The organism is Streptomyces halobius, from assembly GCF_023277745.1.
Lineage (GTDB): Bacteria > Actinomycetota > Actinomycetes > Streptomycetales > Streptomycetaceae > Streptomyces > Streptomyces halobius.
Window position 1 is genome coordinate 1118930 of sequence record NZ_CP086322.1, and the last position, 16415, is coordinate 1135344.

Below are 16415 nucleotides of genomic sequence, written 5' to 3' on the forward strand. Positions count from 1 at the left end.
CCACTCCGTATGCACGTTTGGTGTCCGCTCCTTCACGTAACGCTGCACTTTGGCGTGTAATGGATCTTCAAATCCGCTGGGAGTCGAGCAAGGGTTGCTCTTCCGCGGCCGTCTCGTGGCCCGGCTTCCAGATCGCCCAAAGAGGAACTCATGTCTATCGATGACCTCGATAGGATTGACGACCCGCGATATGATCCATCACCCCCCGCCGAGCCCGCCCCCTCCAACTGCGCCAAAGAGCACTACGAGTATCTGGACGCCCAGGACCAAGCCGTCGCCGTGCGCCAGGAAGCTGCCTCCGCGCGCCAAAACCTCCAAACGGCGTTGCACGACCGGAAGACCCTCAACGACGCAGTACAGCCCGGCCTCGAAATCTTCGAAGCGGTGACCCACCACCAGCCGAGGGGGAAAAAGGAGCACGACGCCTTCCACGCCGTGGTTAAGCAAATCGAGGAGCAGAGGCTCGCCGTTCCCAGCGCGGCCAGCAAAGACGACCACGCAGCCTGCGCCGCTACACTGTGCAAGGTCATCGCTGCCGGAGAGGTAGCACAGAAGGAGGGCGTGCCGGCGAACGTCGGCGACTCACGGTACTCCCTGCCCCAAGCCTTGGCCATTGGCCGTGACGCGGCCGAGAACGCGGAGAATGCCAAGCTGGCCAAGGAAGTCCCGGCCTTGCAAGCAGCCGTCGCACAGGCCGACGCCCGCATCGCCGAAGCAGAGCAGGCGATTGCGGACGCACGGACCCGTCTGAAGGAAGCCCTGAAGCAGGCCGCTGGAATCTAGCCCGTCGTTCCGGTGGGTCATGCCATGCTGAGCGGAATGATCACGGCCCGCCGCAGCCACACGACCCACCGGACACGTCCTAGAGGTCACACAGACGACTCGCCGGAAGCAGAGCCGTTACACCAGGTCAGAGCATCCGCCTTGCCCGTGGCCTGTTTGCAGCTCGTGACACCGGCGTTTCGAGGGGCCCATGAGGGCTAGTGTGGGATGCTCCGCAGAGCTGAACTGGAGTGTCCTGCCCCATGGTTGACAGTTTCGTCCACCTGCACAATCACACCGAATACTCGATGCTTGACGGCGCCCAGAAGCTGAAGCCGATGTTCGCCGAAGTCGACCGCCAGGGCATGCCCGCGGTGGCTATGAGTGACCACGGGAACATGTTCGGTGCCTACGAGTTCCACACGGTGAGCAAGGGCTTCGAGAACGTCAAGCCGATCATCGGGATCGAGGCGTACGTTGCCCCCTCCTCGCGCCACAACCGCAAGCAGGAGTTCTGGGGACCAGGCGGCCAGCGGGCGATGTCTGACGACGGTGAGGGGTCGAAGGACGTCTCCGGCGGCGGGCGCTTCACCCACATGACGATGTGGGCCGAGAACGTGCAGGGCTTGCGTAACCTCTTCTACCTGTCTACCGAGGCCAGCTATACCGGGCAGTTCCCTGCCGGCAAGCCACGCATGGACATGGAGCTGATCAGTGAGCATGCCGAGGGCATCATCGCGACGACCGGATGCCCCTCCGGTGCCATCCAGACCCGGCTGCGCCTGAATCAGTACGACGAGGCCCGTGAGGTCGCCGCCGCCTACCAGGAAATCTTCGGCCGGGAAAACTACTTCCTGGAGCTGATGGACCATGGCCTGTCCATCGAGAAGCAGGTCCGGGACGGACTGATGCGCCTGGCCAAGGAACTTGACATCCCGCTCCTGGCCACCAACGACGCACACTACATCCACGCGGACCAGGCCGACGCCCACGACAACCTGCTGTGCATCGGCGTTGGCAAGAACAAGGCGGACGAGAAAAGGTTCCGCTTCTCGGGCAACGACTACTACCTCAAGACTGCGCAGGAGATGCGCAGCTTGTTCTCCGAGCTGCCCGAGGCGTGTGACAACACACTGCTGATCGCGGAGCGCATTGAGTCCTACGACGAGGTCTTTGACAACGTCGATGAGATGCCGCAGTTCCCCGACGTGCCGGAAGGGGAGACGCAGGAGTCGTGGCTGCGCCGGGAGTGCCTGAAGGGCCTCGCCATGCGCTACGGCGACCCGATCCCGGCCGAGGTCATGGAGCGGTTCGAGACCGAGATGTCGATCATCGGTCCGATGGGATTCTCCTCGTACTTCCTGGTGGTCGCGGACATCTGCAAGTACGCACGAGATAACGGTGTGCCGGTCGGCCCTGGCCGTGGTTCGGCTACCGGCTCGATCGTGGCGTACGCGACCCGCATCACCGAGCTGTGTCCCCTTGAGCATGGCCTGCTGTTCGAGCGTTTTCTCAATCCGGAGAGGATCAACCCGCCGGATGTCGACCTCGACTTCGACGACCGTCAGCGCGACAAGATGGTGCGCTACGTCACCGAGAAGTACGGTGACGCCTACACGGCCATGGTCAACACGTTCGGCAAGATCAAGGCCAAGAACGCGATCAAGGACAGCTCGCGCATCCTCGGCTACCCGTTCCAGCACGGCGAGCGGATCACGAAGGCCTTGCCCGACGACATCATGGGCAAGTCGATCCCGCTGGACGGCATCTTCGACTCCGAGCACCCCCGTTACGGCGAGTGCGGCGAGATCCGGGCGATGTACGAGAACGAGCCGGACGTCCAGAAGGTCATCGACACAGCCAAGGGCGTCGAGGGCCTGACGCGTGGCACGGGTGTCCACGCTGCCGCGGTCATCTTGTCCAAGACCAAGCTGACCGATCGCATCCCGCTGCACATGCGGGCCAAAGATGGCGTCAAGATCACGGGCTTCGACTACCCCAGTTGCGAAAACATGGGCCTGGTCAAGATGGACTTCCTGGGTCTGCGCAACCTGGGTGTCATCGACCACGCCATCCAGAACATCCGCGAGAACCGCGGTGTCAAGCTGGCCACCGTCGACCCCGGAAACGGCGACGACAGCGTCACCGTGATCCCGCTTGACGACAAGAAGACCTTCGAACTCCTCGGCCGTGGCGACACATTCGGCGTGTTCCAGCTCGACGGCGGCGGCATGCGCGCCCTGCTCAAGCTGATGGAACCGACCCGATTTGAAGACATCGCGGCAGCCCTCGCCCTGTACCGGCCCGGCCCGATGGCTGCCAACGCGCACACCAACTACGCGCTGCGCCAAAACGGCAAGCAGAACCCGGACCCGATCCACCCGGAGCTCAAGGAAGTCCTCGACCCGATCCTCGGCAGCACGCATCATCTGCTGATCTTCCAAGAGCAGATCATGGCCATCGCCCGAACCCTCGCCGGGTACACACTCGGCGGCGCCGACATGCTGCGCCGCGCGATGGGCAAGAAGAAGGCCGAGGTACTGGAGGCCGAGTGGCAGAAATTCCACGACGGCATGAAGGCCAACGACTACTCGGAAGAGGCCATCAAGGCCATCTGGGACGTCATGCTCCCGTTCTCCGGGTACGCCTTCAACAAATCCCATACAGCCGGATACGGACTGGTCTCCTACTGGACCGCGTACCTCAAGGCAAACTACCCGGCCGAGTACATGGCCGCCCTCCTAACGTCCGTCGGAGACGACAAGGACAAGGCCGGCATCTATCTGGCCGACGCCCGCAAACTGGGCGTCACCGTCCTACAGCCCGACGTCAACGAATCGGTCGCCGAATTCGCAGCCGTCGGCGACGACGTGCGCTTCGGCCTCCGCTCGGTGCGCAACGTCGGCGACAACGTCATCGAGGCGATCGTCTCGGCCCGCAAGTCCAAGGGCAAGTTCAGTAGCTTCTCCGACTTCCTTGACAAGGTCGAGTTGCCTGCACTGAACAAGCGGGCGGTTGAATCACTGATCAAGGCCGGCGCTTTCGATTCGCTCGGCAACACCCGCAAGGGGCTGACTGCGATTCACGAAACGGCTGTCGACGCGGTCGTGCCACTGAAGAAGGCTGCCGCGTACGGGCAGGACGACCTGTTCGCGGGACTTGGTGGAGAAGACGGCGATGATTCAGCCGGGTTCGGCATCGACCTCAACATCGATGACAGCGAGTGGCCGCGCAAGCAGCTCCTCTCGACCGAGCGGGAGATGCTCGGGATGTATATCTCGGCGCACCCTCTGGATGGCACCGAGCACATCCTCTCGGCTAATCGGGACACCACGATCCCCGAGCTGCTGGCCTCCGGCCGCACCGAAGGTGTGGTGCGCCTGTCGGGCCTGATCACCAGCGTTCAACAGAAGATGACCAAACAGGGCAATGCCTGGGCGATCGTCAACCTTGCCGACCGTGACGGAACCATCGAGGTGCTGTTCTTCCCCGCCACATACCAGCTCGTCATGGGCGCTCTGGTCGAAGACAGCGTGGTGTCCGTGCAGGGGCGCCTGAATGACCGTGACGGCTCGATCAGCATCTTCGGTCAGGAAATGCAGGTGCTCGATGTCGCCTCAGCCGAGCGCACCGGTGCCGCACCTGTCCTGCTCAAGCTCCCCTACCACCGGATCAACGAGCCCGCGATCAAGGAACTGAAGAGGATCGTGCGAGCCCACCCGGGGGAGAACCCGGTCCACCTCTCTGTACGAGGGCCACAGAAAACGATCGTCTACCAACTCCAGTCCTCTGTGGACGCGACCACGATCGCCTCTGACATCAAGGGCTCCTTCGGCCCGGATGCCTGGCAGGGCATCGCGGGTTGATAACTCGACGCACAACGGCACGGGGCCGGCGCCACTACGGCGTCGGCCCCGCGGTCTTTCCTGGTCCAACTACTCCTCGGAGCCTCCATCCGGGACGTCATCCGGCGGAACGATGTCACCGTCATCGTTCTCGGCTGTGCACGACATGTTGTACGGCCTACCGCAGTCCGAGTCGCACTGTGCGGCGTTTTCGCCGTTCACGGTCCACAGGTCATCGAAGACCATGAAGCCCGCGGCCTTCATGGCACGCGCGCTGGCCTTGACAGCCTCCACCGTCCGGCCTCCGCCACCGGGACGCGGGTTGTGGTGGATCAACCGGCCGGCGTACTGCTGGCAGAACTCCCCGTATTCCCTGGTGTGCAGAATAAACGCGTGGAGACCATGATCCACATCGTCGCTCGGGACCATGGGGACTGTGGCCGCGGTCGCCGTGGCGACGAAGGCCAGCGCCTGGTCCGTGATGCGCTCCGCTTGCTCCGGGGTCTGCCCGAAGTGGACTACCGTGAAGCGCGCGATGCTGTCGAACAGCTCATCGTCGACGAGCGCTCGACCCGTCCGTAAGTCGTTCAGGGTTTCCGTCATGGTGCGTGTTCCCTCCTTGGTTGGAGTGGTGCACTGCACTTGCTGACCCAGCCGACTGCCACTGTCCATTGAGTTGAGTTCATCCTGAACGTGCAGGTCACAGGGGTGGCGTGGGCGGGTGACGATGTGCTCTTGCTGGTCGTCAGGGCCTGTCTGGTGTGAAGATCGTCGGTCAGCGGGCGATTTCGTGCTGGTTCAGGATCATCAGCGCCCGGACGAGCCGGGTGGCCCACTTCACGTCGAGGCGGAGCCTGGTCAGCACGCGCCAGTTCTTCAAGTGGGCGAACGCGTGCTCACAGACCGCCCGTTCGGCGGCGATCAGCTGGTTGACCAGCTTCTTCGCGGGCGAGAGCTTCTTACCCTTGGGCTTCTTGTAGCCGGTAATGACCGCCGGATCGCCGGTGTCGTCGTCCAGGCCGACGAAGCCGAGGTCGGCGACCGCGGCCAGGCCCGCCTCGCGCAGCCGGCTGACGAGGCCGTCGTGGCGGCAGGCGGTGATCTCCGAGCCGCGCGCCGGGCGGGCGGTGGAGGTCCACAACAGCCGCCCTTTGATGTCGGTCAGAGCGATGACCAGCAGTCCGTGCCGTTTATGCTTGGCCGACCAGCGGCGCCGCATGGGCAGTCCGGTGCGGCGCTGGGTGGACATCAGTGAGCCGTCGAGGAGGACGACGCTGCCACCCTCGCGGGCGATTTTCGCCAGCACCCGCTCCAGCCGAGGGGCGCGGGCGGCCAGCAGATCGATCATCTCCTTCAGCCACCGGTCGACGGTGGTGCGCGAGACGGCGTTGCCGCCGGCGAGGTCGGCCAGGCGCTGGTCATGACGCAGCGCGGCCAGCACGATCACCGTGATCCTGCCGGTCGGGAGCTTCCGCCACCTCGACTTGATCTTCTTGAGGTGGGCACCCAGCAGCCCGGTCAGGTAGCGCAGGGTCTGCGTGGACAGCGGCAGCCGGCACTGGTAGACAAGCTCGGTGTGGTTCCCGGCCGGGACGGTTTTGGTAGGCATGCCTCACCAACTCGCGCCGGGGGCCCGCTAGTTACGGCCTGAAGAGCGCGGATCACAGTCGGCTGGTGAAGGTGCCGTTCGGCACCTTGTGCAGCCAGCTCCGCCCGGCCAGCTTCGACAGCTTCCCGCGCAGCGGCTCCAGCCGGCCCGGCATCGCCACCTCGATCCCCAGCTCGGCACCGACGTCCTTGACCATCACCGGCCCGCCCGCCGCCTTCACGATCTCAAGCATCCGCTGATAGTCGGCAGGCAGCGCGGACGCATCCGGCACCTCGCTGCGGTGCGGCACCTTCAGCACCGGCCGGCCCGCGACCTGCACCCGCTGCGGTGGACCGGCGTCCGGCCCGGCCGCTGCCTCGGCTTCCTGCTCGTACAGGCGGCGCAGCACCCGCTCCGCGACCGCGAGTTCCTCGCGCTCGGCGTCCACCTCGGCCAACTGCTTGGCCAGCGCCTCCGCAAGCTGGTCCAGCTCAGCGCGGCGAGCGGCGATCTTCTCCAGCGACGACACGGCTTCCCTCCCGAACGACCAGGCATCCCGTCCGCGATCGTAGGAACCTCGCCGGCCGCAGCGCGGCCGAAACCGCAAACCGCCCACTCCGACCCGTCAGATGATCTACGCTCCAGACTCCCGCCCCCGACCAGGGCGAGTATGCCACCGGTCTCCCACGCCAGACCCGCTGACCAGCGGCGATTCAGGTTGTGCAGATATCACTGTCTTCTCCACAGCTTCGGCGAGGTTGCGCCACAAGTGCCATCCGTCGGCGATCTGCGCTGCCTGTGGAGCTCCGGTCCGTGCCCCCTCGGCGTAGGTGCCTGCCCGGTCCCGGCAGATGATCTCCACCTCAGGGTGGCCGGACAGCCATGCGGCCAGGGGCTCGGCATCCCGTCCTGGCAAGACGTCGATGAGCCGGCGAGCCTCCAGGTCCACAAGGATGGTGGCGTAGGAGTCCCCCTTGCGCAGAGCGAAGTCGTCCACCCCCAGTACCCGTACGGGTCCGACCTTCGGCTCGGGGACGGTGCGTAGCAGGTGAAGGAGGGTGTCCTTGGCGGCACGGACCCCGAGCGCAGCCGCCATTCGGGCTCCCGGGCGGCCGGCCATCGCCACCGCAATCGTGGTCAGGATCCGCCGAAGCGGCGGCGTGTACCGCGCGTGTGGAGCGGTCAGTCCCTCCACCTGCTCGGTGAACGTGACGGCGGAGCATGCGGCGTTCCGGCACAGGAAACGGCGGACCAGAAGCTCAATGATCACTGCTCTGCCACCCAGCGCCGCATCGGCCAGCCGCCGAACATAGCGACCGTGTACCTGGCGGGGCATCTGACCGCAATGTGGGCACTCTCCCTCGACCGCACGAGCCCGGGCATGAAGGACTATCCGTTCTACCGTCCTCTGCACGAACTCGACTACTACACCGGCAAGATGAGGAAGAACGAGCTCAAGGCTCCGCGAATCACACCCTCCGACAACGCAACGGGTCACCCTGCAGGCACGGACCCGACCACAAGATCATCGCCAGAGCCGAATTACGTGATCGCTCACAGCATCACATCCCGCACCGTCTCGCCTGCCGGGTTCTGGGGGTGTCGGAGTCCTGGTTCTACAAGTGGCGCGACAAGCCCACCACTACCCGCGAGATCCGGCGCGGACAGCTGACCGAGGCGATCAAGCAGATCTTCGAGAACTCGGGAGGCACCTACGGCTCCCCGAAGATCTGGCTCACCCTGGTACGGCAGGGCTGGCACGTCTCGGTGAACACCATCGCGCGGCTCATGGCCGAACTCGGCCTGGCTGGGCGGAAGGTCCGCCGACGGCACGGGCTAACGAGGCCCGGCAAGCGCCCCGCGGCCCCGGACTTCGTCCGCCGGGACTTCACCGCCACCGAACCTGACCAGGTGTGGTGCGGCGACATGACCGAGTTCGAAACTGGTGAGGGGAAGCTATACCTCGCCACCGTCATCGACCTGTTCTCGCGGCGTCTGCTCGGCTACGCGATGGGCAAGCATCACGATGCCGAGCTCGTCGTCGCCTCGCTGCACGTGGCCGCCACTACCCGCGGCGGCGACGTGAAGGGAGTGATCTTTCACAGCGACCGCGGCAGTGAATACGGCTCCCGGCGCTTCCGCCAGGCATGCCGCCGCCTGGGCGTGACCCAGTCCATGGGCCGGGTCGGCTCGTGTTTCGACAATGCTGTCAGCGAGGCGTTCAACAGCGTGCTCAAGGTCGAGTACGTCCACCGGCACACCTTCGCCACCCGCACAGAGGCCCGACTGAGGATCGCCACGTGGATCACCGGCTTCTACAACACGCACCGGCTACACAGCGTGTGCGGGTACCGGAGTCCGATCGACTATGAACACGAGCACCGAGCCAACCACCGAGCCAACTCCGCCTTGGAGCTGGCCGCATAGAAGACCTCCACAGTTCGAGGGGATTGACACATCCGACTGAACCCTCCAGAGGGAACGGCGCAAGTAGCCATCCCGCGAGAGCATGTGGAGGAGTTTCTCAAGCGGACAAAGGCCATGGTGCCCTTCGGATTGGAACACGAACATCTTGACGTCAAGTTCCACGACCTGGAGGCGGAACTGAGCCAGCTCACCCGCTTCCCAGGAGGAATGCTCTGAGAAAGATCCGTTCGTGCAGGCGCTGCCCGAGAGCTCAGAGGGCTGATGTTTTCCGACCCAGGGGCAAACGACCACCAGTCCGCTGCCCGGAGGGGCGACCAGACGAGACGGTTGAGCGTTGTTGATCGGGCGACCCGCAGGTGAGATTCCTGCGGGCCACCCCGACCAACAGCGTGGCGGCCAAGACGCCAAGAGCCGCTGTGCACACGCCTGACCCGGCCGGCCTCGATGGCGCCACTCACGTTCCTGGGGGGAGTGGTCAGCGTGTGTGCTGGCAGCCGGTCTGAGGGCGGCGAGCGGCCGGTGCGGCGCATGGAGGTACGGTGCTGGTCAGATCGGGGCAGGCGCGACGTCCTCGTTGACATCGACGGCGTCGGGTTCTTGGGCTTCGATGCCGCTTTCAGGTTCGGGTGCGGGGCGGGAGTAGAAGACGCTCCTACCTTGCTTGCTGCGGTGTGCCAGGCTCTTGGCGACGAGTGAGTTTTCCAGGGTGTTGCGTACGGCGGTCTCGGGCGCAGCGTGTTCTGGGTGTTCCTGTGCTAGCAGCTTCGTCAGCTCCGAGACCGTGCGTGGCTGTTCGTTGAGTAGCCCGAGGATGCGGTCGGCGCGAGTGGGGCTCTTCTGCCGTCCTTTGCCCTTGACTTGCTTGGCCTTTCGCGGCTTCTTCGCGCTTCCTGCTGCCGCGGCCTTCTTCGTCGGCCGGGCAGCTTCCGGGCGTCGTGCGCGAGGCACGGTCGGCTTCGTCACTTCGATGTCGGCCTCCGAGGACTGTGGTGTGGCGGTTTCGTCCAGGGGTCCGGTTCCGAGGTGGTGCTGGAGCTCCTCCAGCTTTGCCTTGAGCTTCTGCAGATCGTCGATCTCTTTCGCGATGCTCTTCAGCTTGGCAGCCACCTGCGCAGCGAATTCCGAGTCTGACATGGCACAGCCTGCTCTCTACGCCTGATCGATCTGTGGTTGGCTGGATGTTACTCTTCCTTCTCCGAAATTAACCCAACTCTCCTCCAACCCCATCGCCGGGCACATGCCATATGCGTTCGGGTCTCCACCCGAAGGGGACCACCAGCATGGGGGCGTTCAGGGGATCCGCAGCACGGTCTGTTCCTTCCAAGGAAGGGATGAAACGCGTCATTGCTGGAGATGCCCCACGGTTCCGCGCCCTGCGAATCGATGAGTCGGCGTGCCAGTAGCGGGCTGCCGCCGGAACCTGGGAGCGCATGTTCACGGCTCTGATGGCCCAGTGAAGTTCCCCCGGTGAGCTGGGCACCTGGACACTGGGACGAGTGAGCCCAGGGAAAGCAGTGCCAGGTGGGAAGTAACTACAAGAAGCGGTATACGGCGGAGTTCAAGCGGGACGCGATCGCGCTCGTCGACTCGTCCGGGAAGACGGTGACCGAGGTCGCCCGGGAGCTGGGGGTCAGCCCGGAGTCGCTGCGCGGCTGGTACCGGCAGGCCAGGATCGACCGGGGTCAGGGCCAGGCCGGCGAGCTGACCAGCGATGAGCGTGAAGAGCTCAAGCGGCTGCTCAAGCTCGCCGCCGAGCAGGCCCGGACGATCGAGGTCCTGCGAAAAGCGACGGTCTTCTTCGCGAAGGAGAGCGATCGGTGAACGAGGTGTACGCGTTCATCGAGGCGGAGAAGACCACCCACCCGGTCGCTTTCCTGTGCCAGCTGCTGAAGGTGGCCCGCTCCTCCTTCTACGCCTGGCAGGCCGCGGCCAAGGCCCGCGCGGCCCGGGAAGCCGCCGACGACGCCCTCGCTCACGAGATCACCATGCTCCACATCGCCTCGAAAGGCACCTACGGTGCCCCGCGCATCCACGCCGAACTGCGGCGCCTGGGCAAGCGGGTGAACCGCAAGCGCATTGAACGGGTCATGCGTGAGCGGGGCATTGCCGGCCACACCCGCCGCAGGCGCCGCGGCCTCACGAGGCAGGCAAAGAGGGCTGTGCCCGCTGCGGACCTGATCGGCCGCGACTTCACCGCGCACGCGCCCGGCACGAAACTTGTCGGCGACATCACGTACATCACCACCGGCGAGGGCTGGCTCTATCTCGCTTCCTGGCTTGATCTGGCCACCCGCGAGGTCGTCGGCTACTCGATGGCCGACCACCACCGGGCCACGCTCGTGGTCGATGCACTCAAGATGGCCGCCGGACGCGGCCGCCTGAAGCCCGGATGCATCACACATTCGGACCGCGGCAGCGAATACACCTCAGATGAACTGTGCCGTGAGATACGCCAGTTGAATCTGAGGCAGAGTATGGGAAGAACGGGTTCCTGTTACGATAATGCCGCGGCCGAGAGTTTCTTCGCCGTGCTGAAAGAGGAGATCGGAACCCGTTTCTGGCCCGACCGGGCCACCGCCCGCGCGGAAATCTTCTCCTTCATCGAGACCTTCTATAACCGCCGCCGGCTGCGCAAGCACCCCGAGTGGGGCTACCTCACTCCCCTGGAGATACGGCAGCGGCACGAGCAAGGTCACGTCCTCGCAGCGTAAGGATCGAGTGTCCAAGATCGCGGGGGAACTTCACATCCTGGTGACCGGCTCGCCATAGGTAGTGGATCTGCCCGTTGATCTTGATGAAGACCTCGTCCAGGTACCACTTGTCGCCCGGCCTGGGGCGGCGCAGGCGCAGCCCGTTCGCATATGTTTGCCCGAACTTGGCGCACCAGCGTCGGATCGTCTCGTACGAGACGACCACGCCTCGCTCCAGCATCAGCTCCTTGACCTCACGGAACGAGAGCGGGAAGCGGAAGTACAGCCACACGCAGTGGGAGATGACCTCGACCGGGTAACGGTGTCCCGTGTACGACGGTGACACCACGGTCTCCACAAGCCGGCTCCCCAAGACGGTCGACGCGAAGATCATCTCACGGGCCCCGCCGCCAACGTGACAGTGCCTTCGGCGGCCACAACACCGTCCTTGCCTTCCGCTGCGCCTGAACGGCCGAACCCGCTCCCGCTGACGCGCGGGGGGATATCGATATACCCTATGCGAGTCCTTCCGCAAGGCTCTACGGCATCTTCGGGAGCGCTGCTGCCGCGCGTCCAGGGGAAACAACGCCGCAGAACGCACGGCGGGTTGGCTACGGATCAACTCAAAGACGCATCTTCCGCAGCCGGCCACAAATGCCCTCAGGCGCCCTCCGGATGAACGGGCGGGCAGCAGAAGGGCATCGAAGTGGCCTCCAGGTATACGCATCCGCGTGCGGAGGGAATCGCGAACCACGCTTTCCGAAGGTTCCCACTTGGGACCGCATGCGCCAAATACGTCACAGTCTTTTCAGGCGTCCCCAGGTCAACAAAATCCATCAGCTTGGGCAATGATCACCGAACGGGCAGGTGGCAGGAAAGGTCTCTCGTCAGGCAACTCTCCAACTTCAGACCCTCATTGCGAGGCATCTTCAACACTGGATCAGTGTGCCAGATTCTTTTCATTCCACAGCAGGAGCTTCTCGAAAATACGCTCTACGCGCTTAATCCTTGTGGAAACGTTCACGGAGTGGTCACCCTAGAAGAGGTGCATGCGTCACCTCACTATGGCGGCATCGATCAGTGGCTGCGAGGAGCTCGAACTCGCGTCCACCTCAGAACTCTCATTCCTCGATTCCAGCAGGGCGGGTTCGATCAGCTCTTGGAGTCACCAGCACCAGGAGAGTGATATGCCATCCGAAGAGATGATCCAGAGTGGCGCGCTGGAGAATGCCACTGAGTCGAAGAAATCAATGCGCCCGTGGCAGCGTCGACTGACCTGCCTGAGTGTCTATGGGCTGTTCACGGCCGTGGCCGGTATGGCAGTCCTGGCCGCACCGCAGGTGCCCCGGCCACGTCGTCGCAGTCATCGTTCAGCACGTCGGCCGCCTCCATCACGTGCGTCCATGGCATGGGTAGCGTCGCGGTCACTGAGGACCCAGGGGAAGAAGGCAAGTCCGTCAAGTATGCGGGACCGGAAACTGTACGGTCTCAGGCACAGAAACCGGCAAGGCCACCGGTGACGTCCAGTTCACCATCGCGCGGAACAACTGTGTCAAAGCGACGACCACCGTGACCCGGGACAATCAAGTGGCCGTCCGGGGCGACCAGCACGGTAGAGGTCACGATGGTGTGGACGGCCACGGCCAACAAGGGCATCACCGCCAACATCAGCAGCGGTTCCATCGCCAGCGGTGCCTACGCAGGTGCCGTGGCGGCCGGAACCGGGGCAGCGCCCAAGCAGCTCCGGCTCAACTGTGTGAGCAAGGGACGTTTGACGGTGCCACCGCCACGTTCAGGGGGCAGGTGACCGGGGCCTGACACCCACCATGCGGTGTGTGCCGGAGGGAGTCGGCACGCCCACGTCCGGCACACGCCGTAACGCCCGCTCCGCCAACCGAACCGGCGACGTTGTTTTTTCGGCTGTGATACGGAGCGCTCTGGACAGACGAAGACGCTGCGCGTCCAGGGGCCCGGCTTCCCTGTCCGGGACGGCGTTACCGTCTGCCGCCGTCGCTGGGGGCTGAGGTTGAGGCGGTCGAATGGGCGGCGGGGCTCGCCGTCCGATCCTGAATACGGTTTGTGCAGCTTGTCTCAAGGTAGGTGACGGTGTGTCGAGTACTGTCTCGTCGGCGATGGGGCCGTGTCCAGGCGTTGAGCCGCGGCGGACGTGTTGTGGCGCAGCCGACGAAGCAGGTTGAGAGGGCGGTGTGCTCGTCGTCGAAGGCCCTGTGTCCCTTCGGGCCAGCCAGTACGCCGTAGTGCGTGCAGGGGTGCTCTGACCAGCGGGAGGGCGGCCCTCCTCTTCCCAGCTGCGCTCGATCGGGGCTCGGCTCTTTTGTGAGAGGGCAGTGCCGGATGACCGTGAGGAGCTGGTTCTCCGCGCTTCGCCCCTTTGCGCGGTGTTGCTGTGCTGTGTGGCTCCGCAGAGTCCGCGGGGCCTACGGATGCCGGTCGTGTTGGGCAGGGAGCCGGGGAGGTCGGGATGTTCGCGAGGCTTGGCCGCATTGTTGCTCGCCGCGCGTGGGCCGTTGTTCTGGTGTCGCTGACGGTGGCTGGAGTGGCTCTGTTCGCGGCTTCGGGCGTGGGCGATCGGTTGAGTTACGGGGGGTTCATCCCCTCTGATGCGGAATCGAACCGTGCGGCTGTCGCGGTGCGGGAACGTATCGGGCGGGGTGGGGCGGACGTGGTGGTCCTGTACCGACATCAGCGCCGCACCGTTGATGACCCGGCCTTCCGCCGTGCTGTGGAGGAGTCGCTGTCGGCGGTCCCGGCCGGGGCCGGCGTCTCCACGATGACGTATTGGTCCCGTGAGTTGCCTCTGCTCGTCTCCCGTGACCGGCACGCCACCGCGGTCGCGGTGATGCTGGCCGGGTCGGACGACACCCAACGGGCGCACAGCTACCAGCGGTTCCGCAGCGCCCTGCGGGCTGACGGCTATCAGCTCCAGTACGCCGGCCCCACTGCCCTCGTTGACGAAGTCTCCCAGCGGGGCTTGAGCGATCTCGAGAAGGCCAAGTTCATCGGGTTCCCTGCCGTTCTGCTCCTCCTCGTCATGGTCTTCCGCAGTCCCGTGGCCGCCGTGTTGCCGGTCGTCATCGGCGGACTGAGCATCGGCATTACCCTGGGGTGCCTGGTGCTGCTGCGGGACGTGGTGGAGACCTCGTTCACCACGTTGATCGCGGTGACAACTCTTGGCCTGGCACTGGACGTGGATGCCGCCCTGTTCGTCGTCGGCCGGTTCCGTGAGGAGCTCGCCCGACGCGCCACCGTGCCCGATGCCGTGGAAACCACCTGTGCCACCGCCGGGCGCACGGTGTTCCTCTCCGGTGTCACCATGTGTGGCATCGCAGGAGGGGTCTTCTTCTTCCCCATCGACGCCCTGCGCGCGTTCGGCGTGGGGGCAGCTCTCGTCATCGCGGTGAGCGTCGTGCTGAACGTCACCGCGCTGCCCGCGGCGCTGTTCCTTCTCGGCCATCGGATCAACTCCATGAGAGTGCCCTGGTCCCGGCCGGGCGAGGCCAGGGCCGGTGGCGGATGGGCCCGGCTGGCCCGGTCGGTGATGAACAGACCGGGCCACTACCTGGTCGGAGTGCTGCTCGTCCTGGCGGCGCTGACCGCACCGTTCTTCCACATCGTCCTGGGCGTCCCGGACCAGCGGGCGCTACCTGCCGACGCATCGGCCCGGATGGCCACCGACAGCCTGCAGCACGACTTCCCGGTCAACGGTCTGAACGCCATCCAGGTGGCGGTGACCGTGCCGGAGCGGCTGGACACACCTGCCGGACAACGGTCCCTGACAGCCTGGGCCAGTAGGGTCGTGGCCCTGCCTGACATCGGCGGCGGCCTCATCGCCGCCAAGTCCCAGCACAGCGCCGTGGTGTACTTCGACAGCTCCGGCAACCTCGACGCCGCCGGCACGCGCGCGCTCGTGCGGGACATCCGCGCACTGCCGCCCCCGGGCAAGGGGAAAGGCGAGGTCCTGGTAGGCGGAGTGGCTGCCATGGCCCTGGACACGCTTGAGATGCTGAACCGCCGCCTTCCCTGGGCACTGCTCTACATCACGGCCTTCACCTTCGTCTTCCTTCTGGTGGCACTGCGGTCCATCGTCCTGCCCCTCAAGGCGCTCGTCATCGGCGCCTTGTCCATGAGCGCGTCGTTCGGCGCACTGGTGTGGATCTTCCAGGACGGCCATCTGCTGTGGCTCGTCAACGGCTCCCGCACGGGGTACGTCGATGTCGTTCAGCCGATTGTCCTGCTTCTGCTGTTGGCCGGGGTCTCGATGGATTACGAGTTCTTCCTGCTGTCACGTATCCGCGAACACTACGACGCCTCCGGGGACAACACCGCCGCAGTGGCACAGGGGCTCCAGCAGTCCGGACCGGTCGTCTCAGTAGCGGCCCTGGTGGTACTGGTGGTCTCGGCAATCTTCGCAAGCAACGGCGTCACCACAGTGAAGCAAGTGTGCGTCGGGATGTTCATCGCCATCGCTCTGGAGGCCACCTTGATCAGGGCATTGCTCGTGCCGGCAGTGATGAGACTGCTCGGCCGAGCCAACTGGTGGCTGCCCGGGGCCCGAAAATCACGGTCCCAGGCACTGAGCGGTCCAAGCGGGCCCACGTCCTGAGTGCGAAAGGGCCGGCGCCCAGGAGCATCGCACGGCCTCCTCGGCGACAGGTCGGAGCTGGTCCACAGTGTCGGCGAGCGGCAGGTTGAGGTGCCGTCCCACGAGGGCGCACTGGCAAGTCACCCGTATGCCGTGCTGGTCGGGCCGTTTGTCCCCGGTACCCGTCTCGGCGGACCTTCGCGTGCGCCGTGAGCAGGCTCAGTGGTGCGGCCTCGATGAGCACCTCAGTTTACGTATTGTGGCTGGTTGGGGACCAGGCGGGCGTCCGTGGTATCTGCGAGCCCCGGCGCCACCGATGTAAAGCTCACCGTTAGCGCCGATCGGCAGCGGGCGGAGAGCCTCGTCGAGCACATACAGTCGTGCACCCGGTATCGGGCAGCTGATGGAGACGGCCCCGGAGTGTCGAATCGCGCGTAATCAAGCTATGCAAGGCCCTCATGGACCTCGGTGCCGCGGGCAGCCTGGGCCGAAACCCACCC

Annotated in this window: 12 protein-coding genes and 2 pseudogenes; 7 read left to right on the top strand and 7 right to left on the bottom strand. The window is 65.1% G+C overall.

The features are described from left to right. Positions 1 to 150 precede the first annotated feature (150 nt). Both K9S39_RS05395 and dnaE read left to right on the top strand, forming a co-directional pair. Complete coding sequence (locus tag K9S39_RS05395; protein WP_248862221.1) at positions 151 to 783, top strand: hypothetical protein; 633 nt, start codon at positions 151 to 153, stop codon at positions 781 to 783. A gap of 242 nt (positions 784 to 1025) precedes the next feature. After that, positions 1026 to 4628, top strand: coding sequence for a DNA polymerase III subunit alpha (dnaE, locus tag K9S39_RS05400; RefSeq protein ID WP_248862222.1), 3603 nt, complete (start codon positions 1026 to 1028; stop codon positions 4626 to 4628). A gap of 141 nt (positions 4629 to 4769) precedes the next feature. Here the strand turns inward: dnaE and K9S39_RS05405 are convergent. The 4 genes and pseudogenes from K9S39_RS05405 to K9S39_RS05420 form a co-directional block, all read right to left on the bottom strand. Beyond that, positions 4770 to 5210 (bottom strand): annotated as a pseudogene (locus K9S39_RS05405) (hypothetical protein); the annotation flags it as partial. A gap of 172 nt (positions 5211 to 5382) precedes the next feature. Then, complete coding sequence (locus tag K9S39_RS05410) at positions 5383 to 6216, bottom strand: transposase (protein ID WP_248862223.1); 834 nt, start codon at positions 6214 to 6216, stop codon at positions 5383 to 5385. Positions 6217 to 6268: 52 nt separating this feature from the next. Next, on the bottom strand, positions 6269 to 6724 hold the full coding sequence (locus K9S39_RS05415; protein ID WP_248862224.1) for a hypothetical protein: 456 nt from the start codon (positions 6722 to 6724) through the stop codon (positions 6269 to 6271). Between the two features lie 105 nt (positions 6725 to 6829). Next, positions 6830 to 7609, bottom strand: a complete 780-nt coding sequence (locus K9S39_RS05420; protein WP_283112283.1) for an ISL3 family transposase — start codon at positions 7607 to 7609, stop codon at positions 6830 to 6832. Here K9S39_RS05420 and K9S39_RS05425 point away from each other — a divergent pair. Both K9S39_RS05425 and K9S39_RS42770 read left to right on the top strand, forming a co-directional pair. Further along, positions 7543 to 8622: an IS3 family transposase gene (locus tag K9S39_RS05425; protein ID WP_248862226.1), complete on the top strand. Its 1080-nt coding sequence runs from the start codon at positions 7543 to 7545 to the stop codon at positions 8620 to 8622. The two genes, K9S39_RS05420 and K9S39_RS05425, sit on opposite strands and share 67 nt — an antisense overlap. A gap of 36 nt (positions 8623 to 8658) precedes the next feature. Further along, positions 8659 to 8838, top strand: a complete 180-nt coding sequence (locus K9S39_RS42770) for a hypothetical protein (RefSeq protein WP_406708124.1) — start codon at positions 8659 to 8661, stop codon at positions 8836 to 8838. 330 nt (positions 8839 to 9168) lie between these two features. On the opposite strand, the gene K9S39_RS05430 is transcribed toward K9S39_RS42770, so the two are convergent. Beyond that, a complete protein-coding gene (locus K9S39_RS05430) occupies positions 9169 to 9729 on the bottom strand; it encodes a helix-turn-helix domain-containing protein (protein WP_248862227.1) in 561 nt (186 codons plus the stop codon). Between the two features lie 414 nt (positions 9730 to 10143). Here K9S39_RS05430 and K9S39_RS05435 point away from each other — a divergent pair, with 414 nt between their 5' ends. Together K9S39_RS05435 and K9S39_RS05440 are read left to right on the top strand one after the other, a co-directional pair. Next, positions 10144 to 10443 (top strand): transposase, encoded by a 300-nt coding sequence (locus tag K9S39_RS05435; protein ID WP_248862228.1) that lies wholly within the window; start codon positions 10144 to 10146, stop codon positions 10441 to 10443. Then, the gene (locus tag K9S39_RS05440) at positions 10440 to 11333 is read left to right on the top strand and encodes an IS3 family transposase (protein WP_248862229.1); all 894 of its coding nucleotides are present in this window, start codon (positions 10440 to 10442) and stop codon (positions 11331 to 11333) included. The genes K9S39_RS05435 and K9S39_RS05440 overlap by 4 nt, the downstream gene beginning before the upstream one ends. A 34-nt stretch (positions 11334 to 11367) precedes the next feature. Here the strand turns inward: K9S39_RS05440 and K9S39_RS05445 are convergent. Together K9S39_RS05445 and K9S39_RS05450 are read right to left on the bottom strand one after the other, a co-directional pair. Beyond that, positions 11368 to 11706, bottom strand: a pseudogene (locus tag K9S39_RS05445) (IS6 family transposase); the annotation flags it as partial. 1094 nt (positions 11707 to 12800) lie between these two features. Continuing rightward, the gene (locus tag K9S39_RS05450; protein WP_248862230.1) at positions 12801 to 12995 is read right to left on the bottom strand and encodes a hypothetical protein; all 195 of its coding nucleotides are present in this window, start codon (positions 12993 to 12995) and stop codon (positions 12801 to 12803) included. Positions 12996 to 13794: 799 nt separating this feature from the next. Here K9S39_RS05450 and K9S39_RS05455 point away from each other — a divergent pair. Continuing rightward, the gene (locus tag K9S39_RS05455) at positions 13795 to 15936 is read left to right on the top strand and encodes an MMPL family transporter (protein ID WP_248862231.1); all 2142 of its coding nucleotides are present in this window, start codon (positions 13795 to 13797) and stop codon (positions 15934 to 15936) included. The last annotated feature ends 479 nt before the right edge of the window (positions 15937 to 16415 follow it).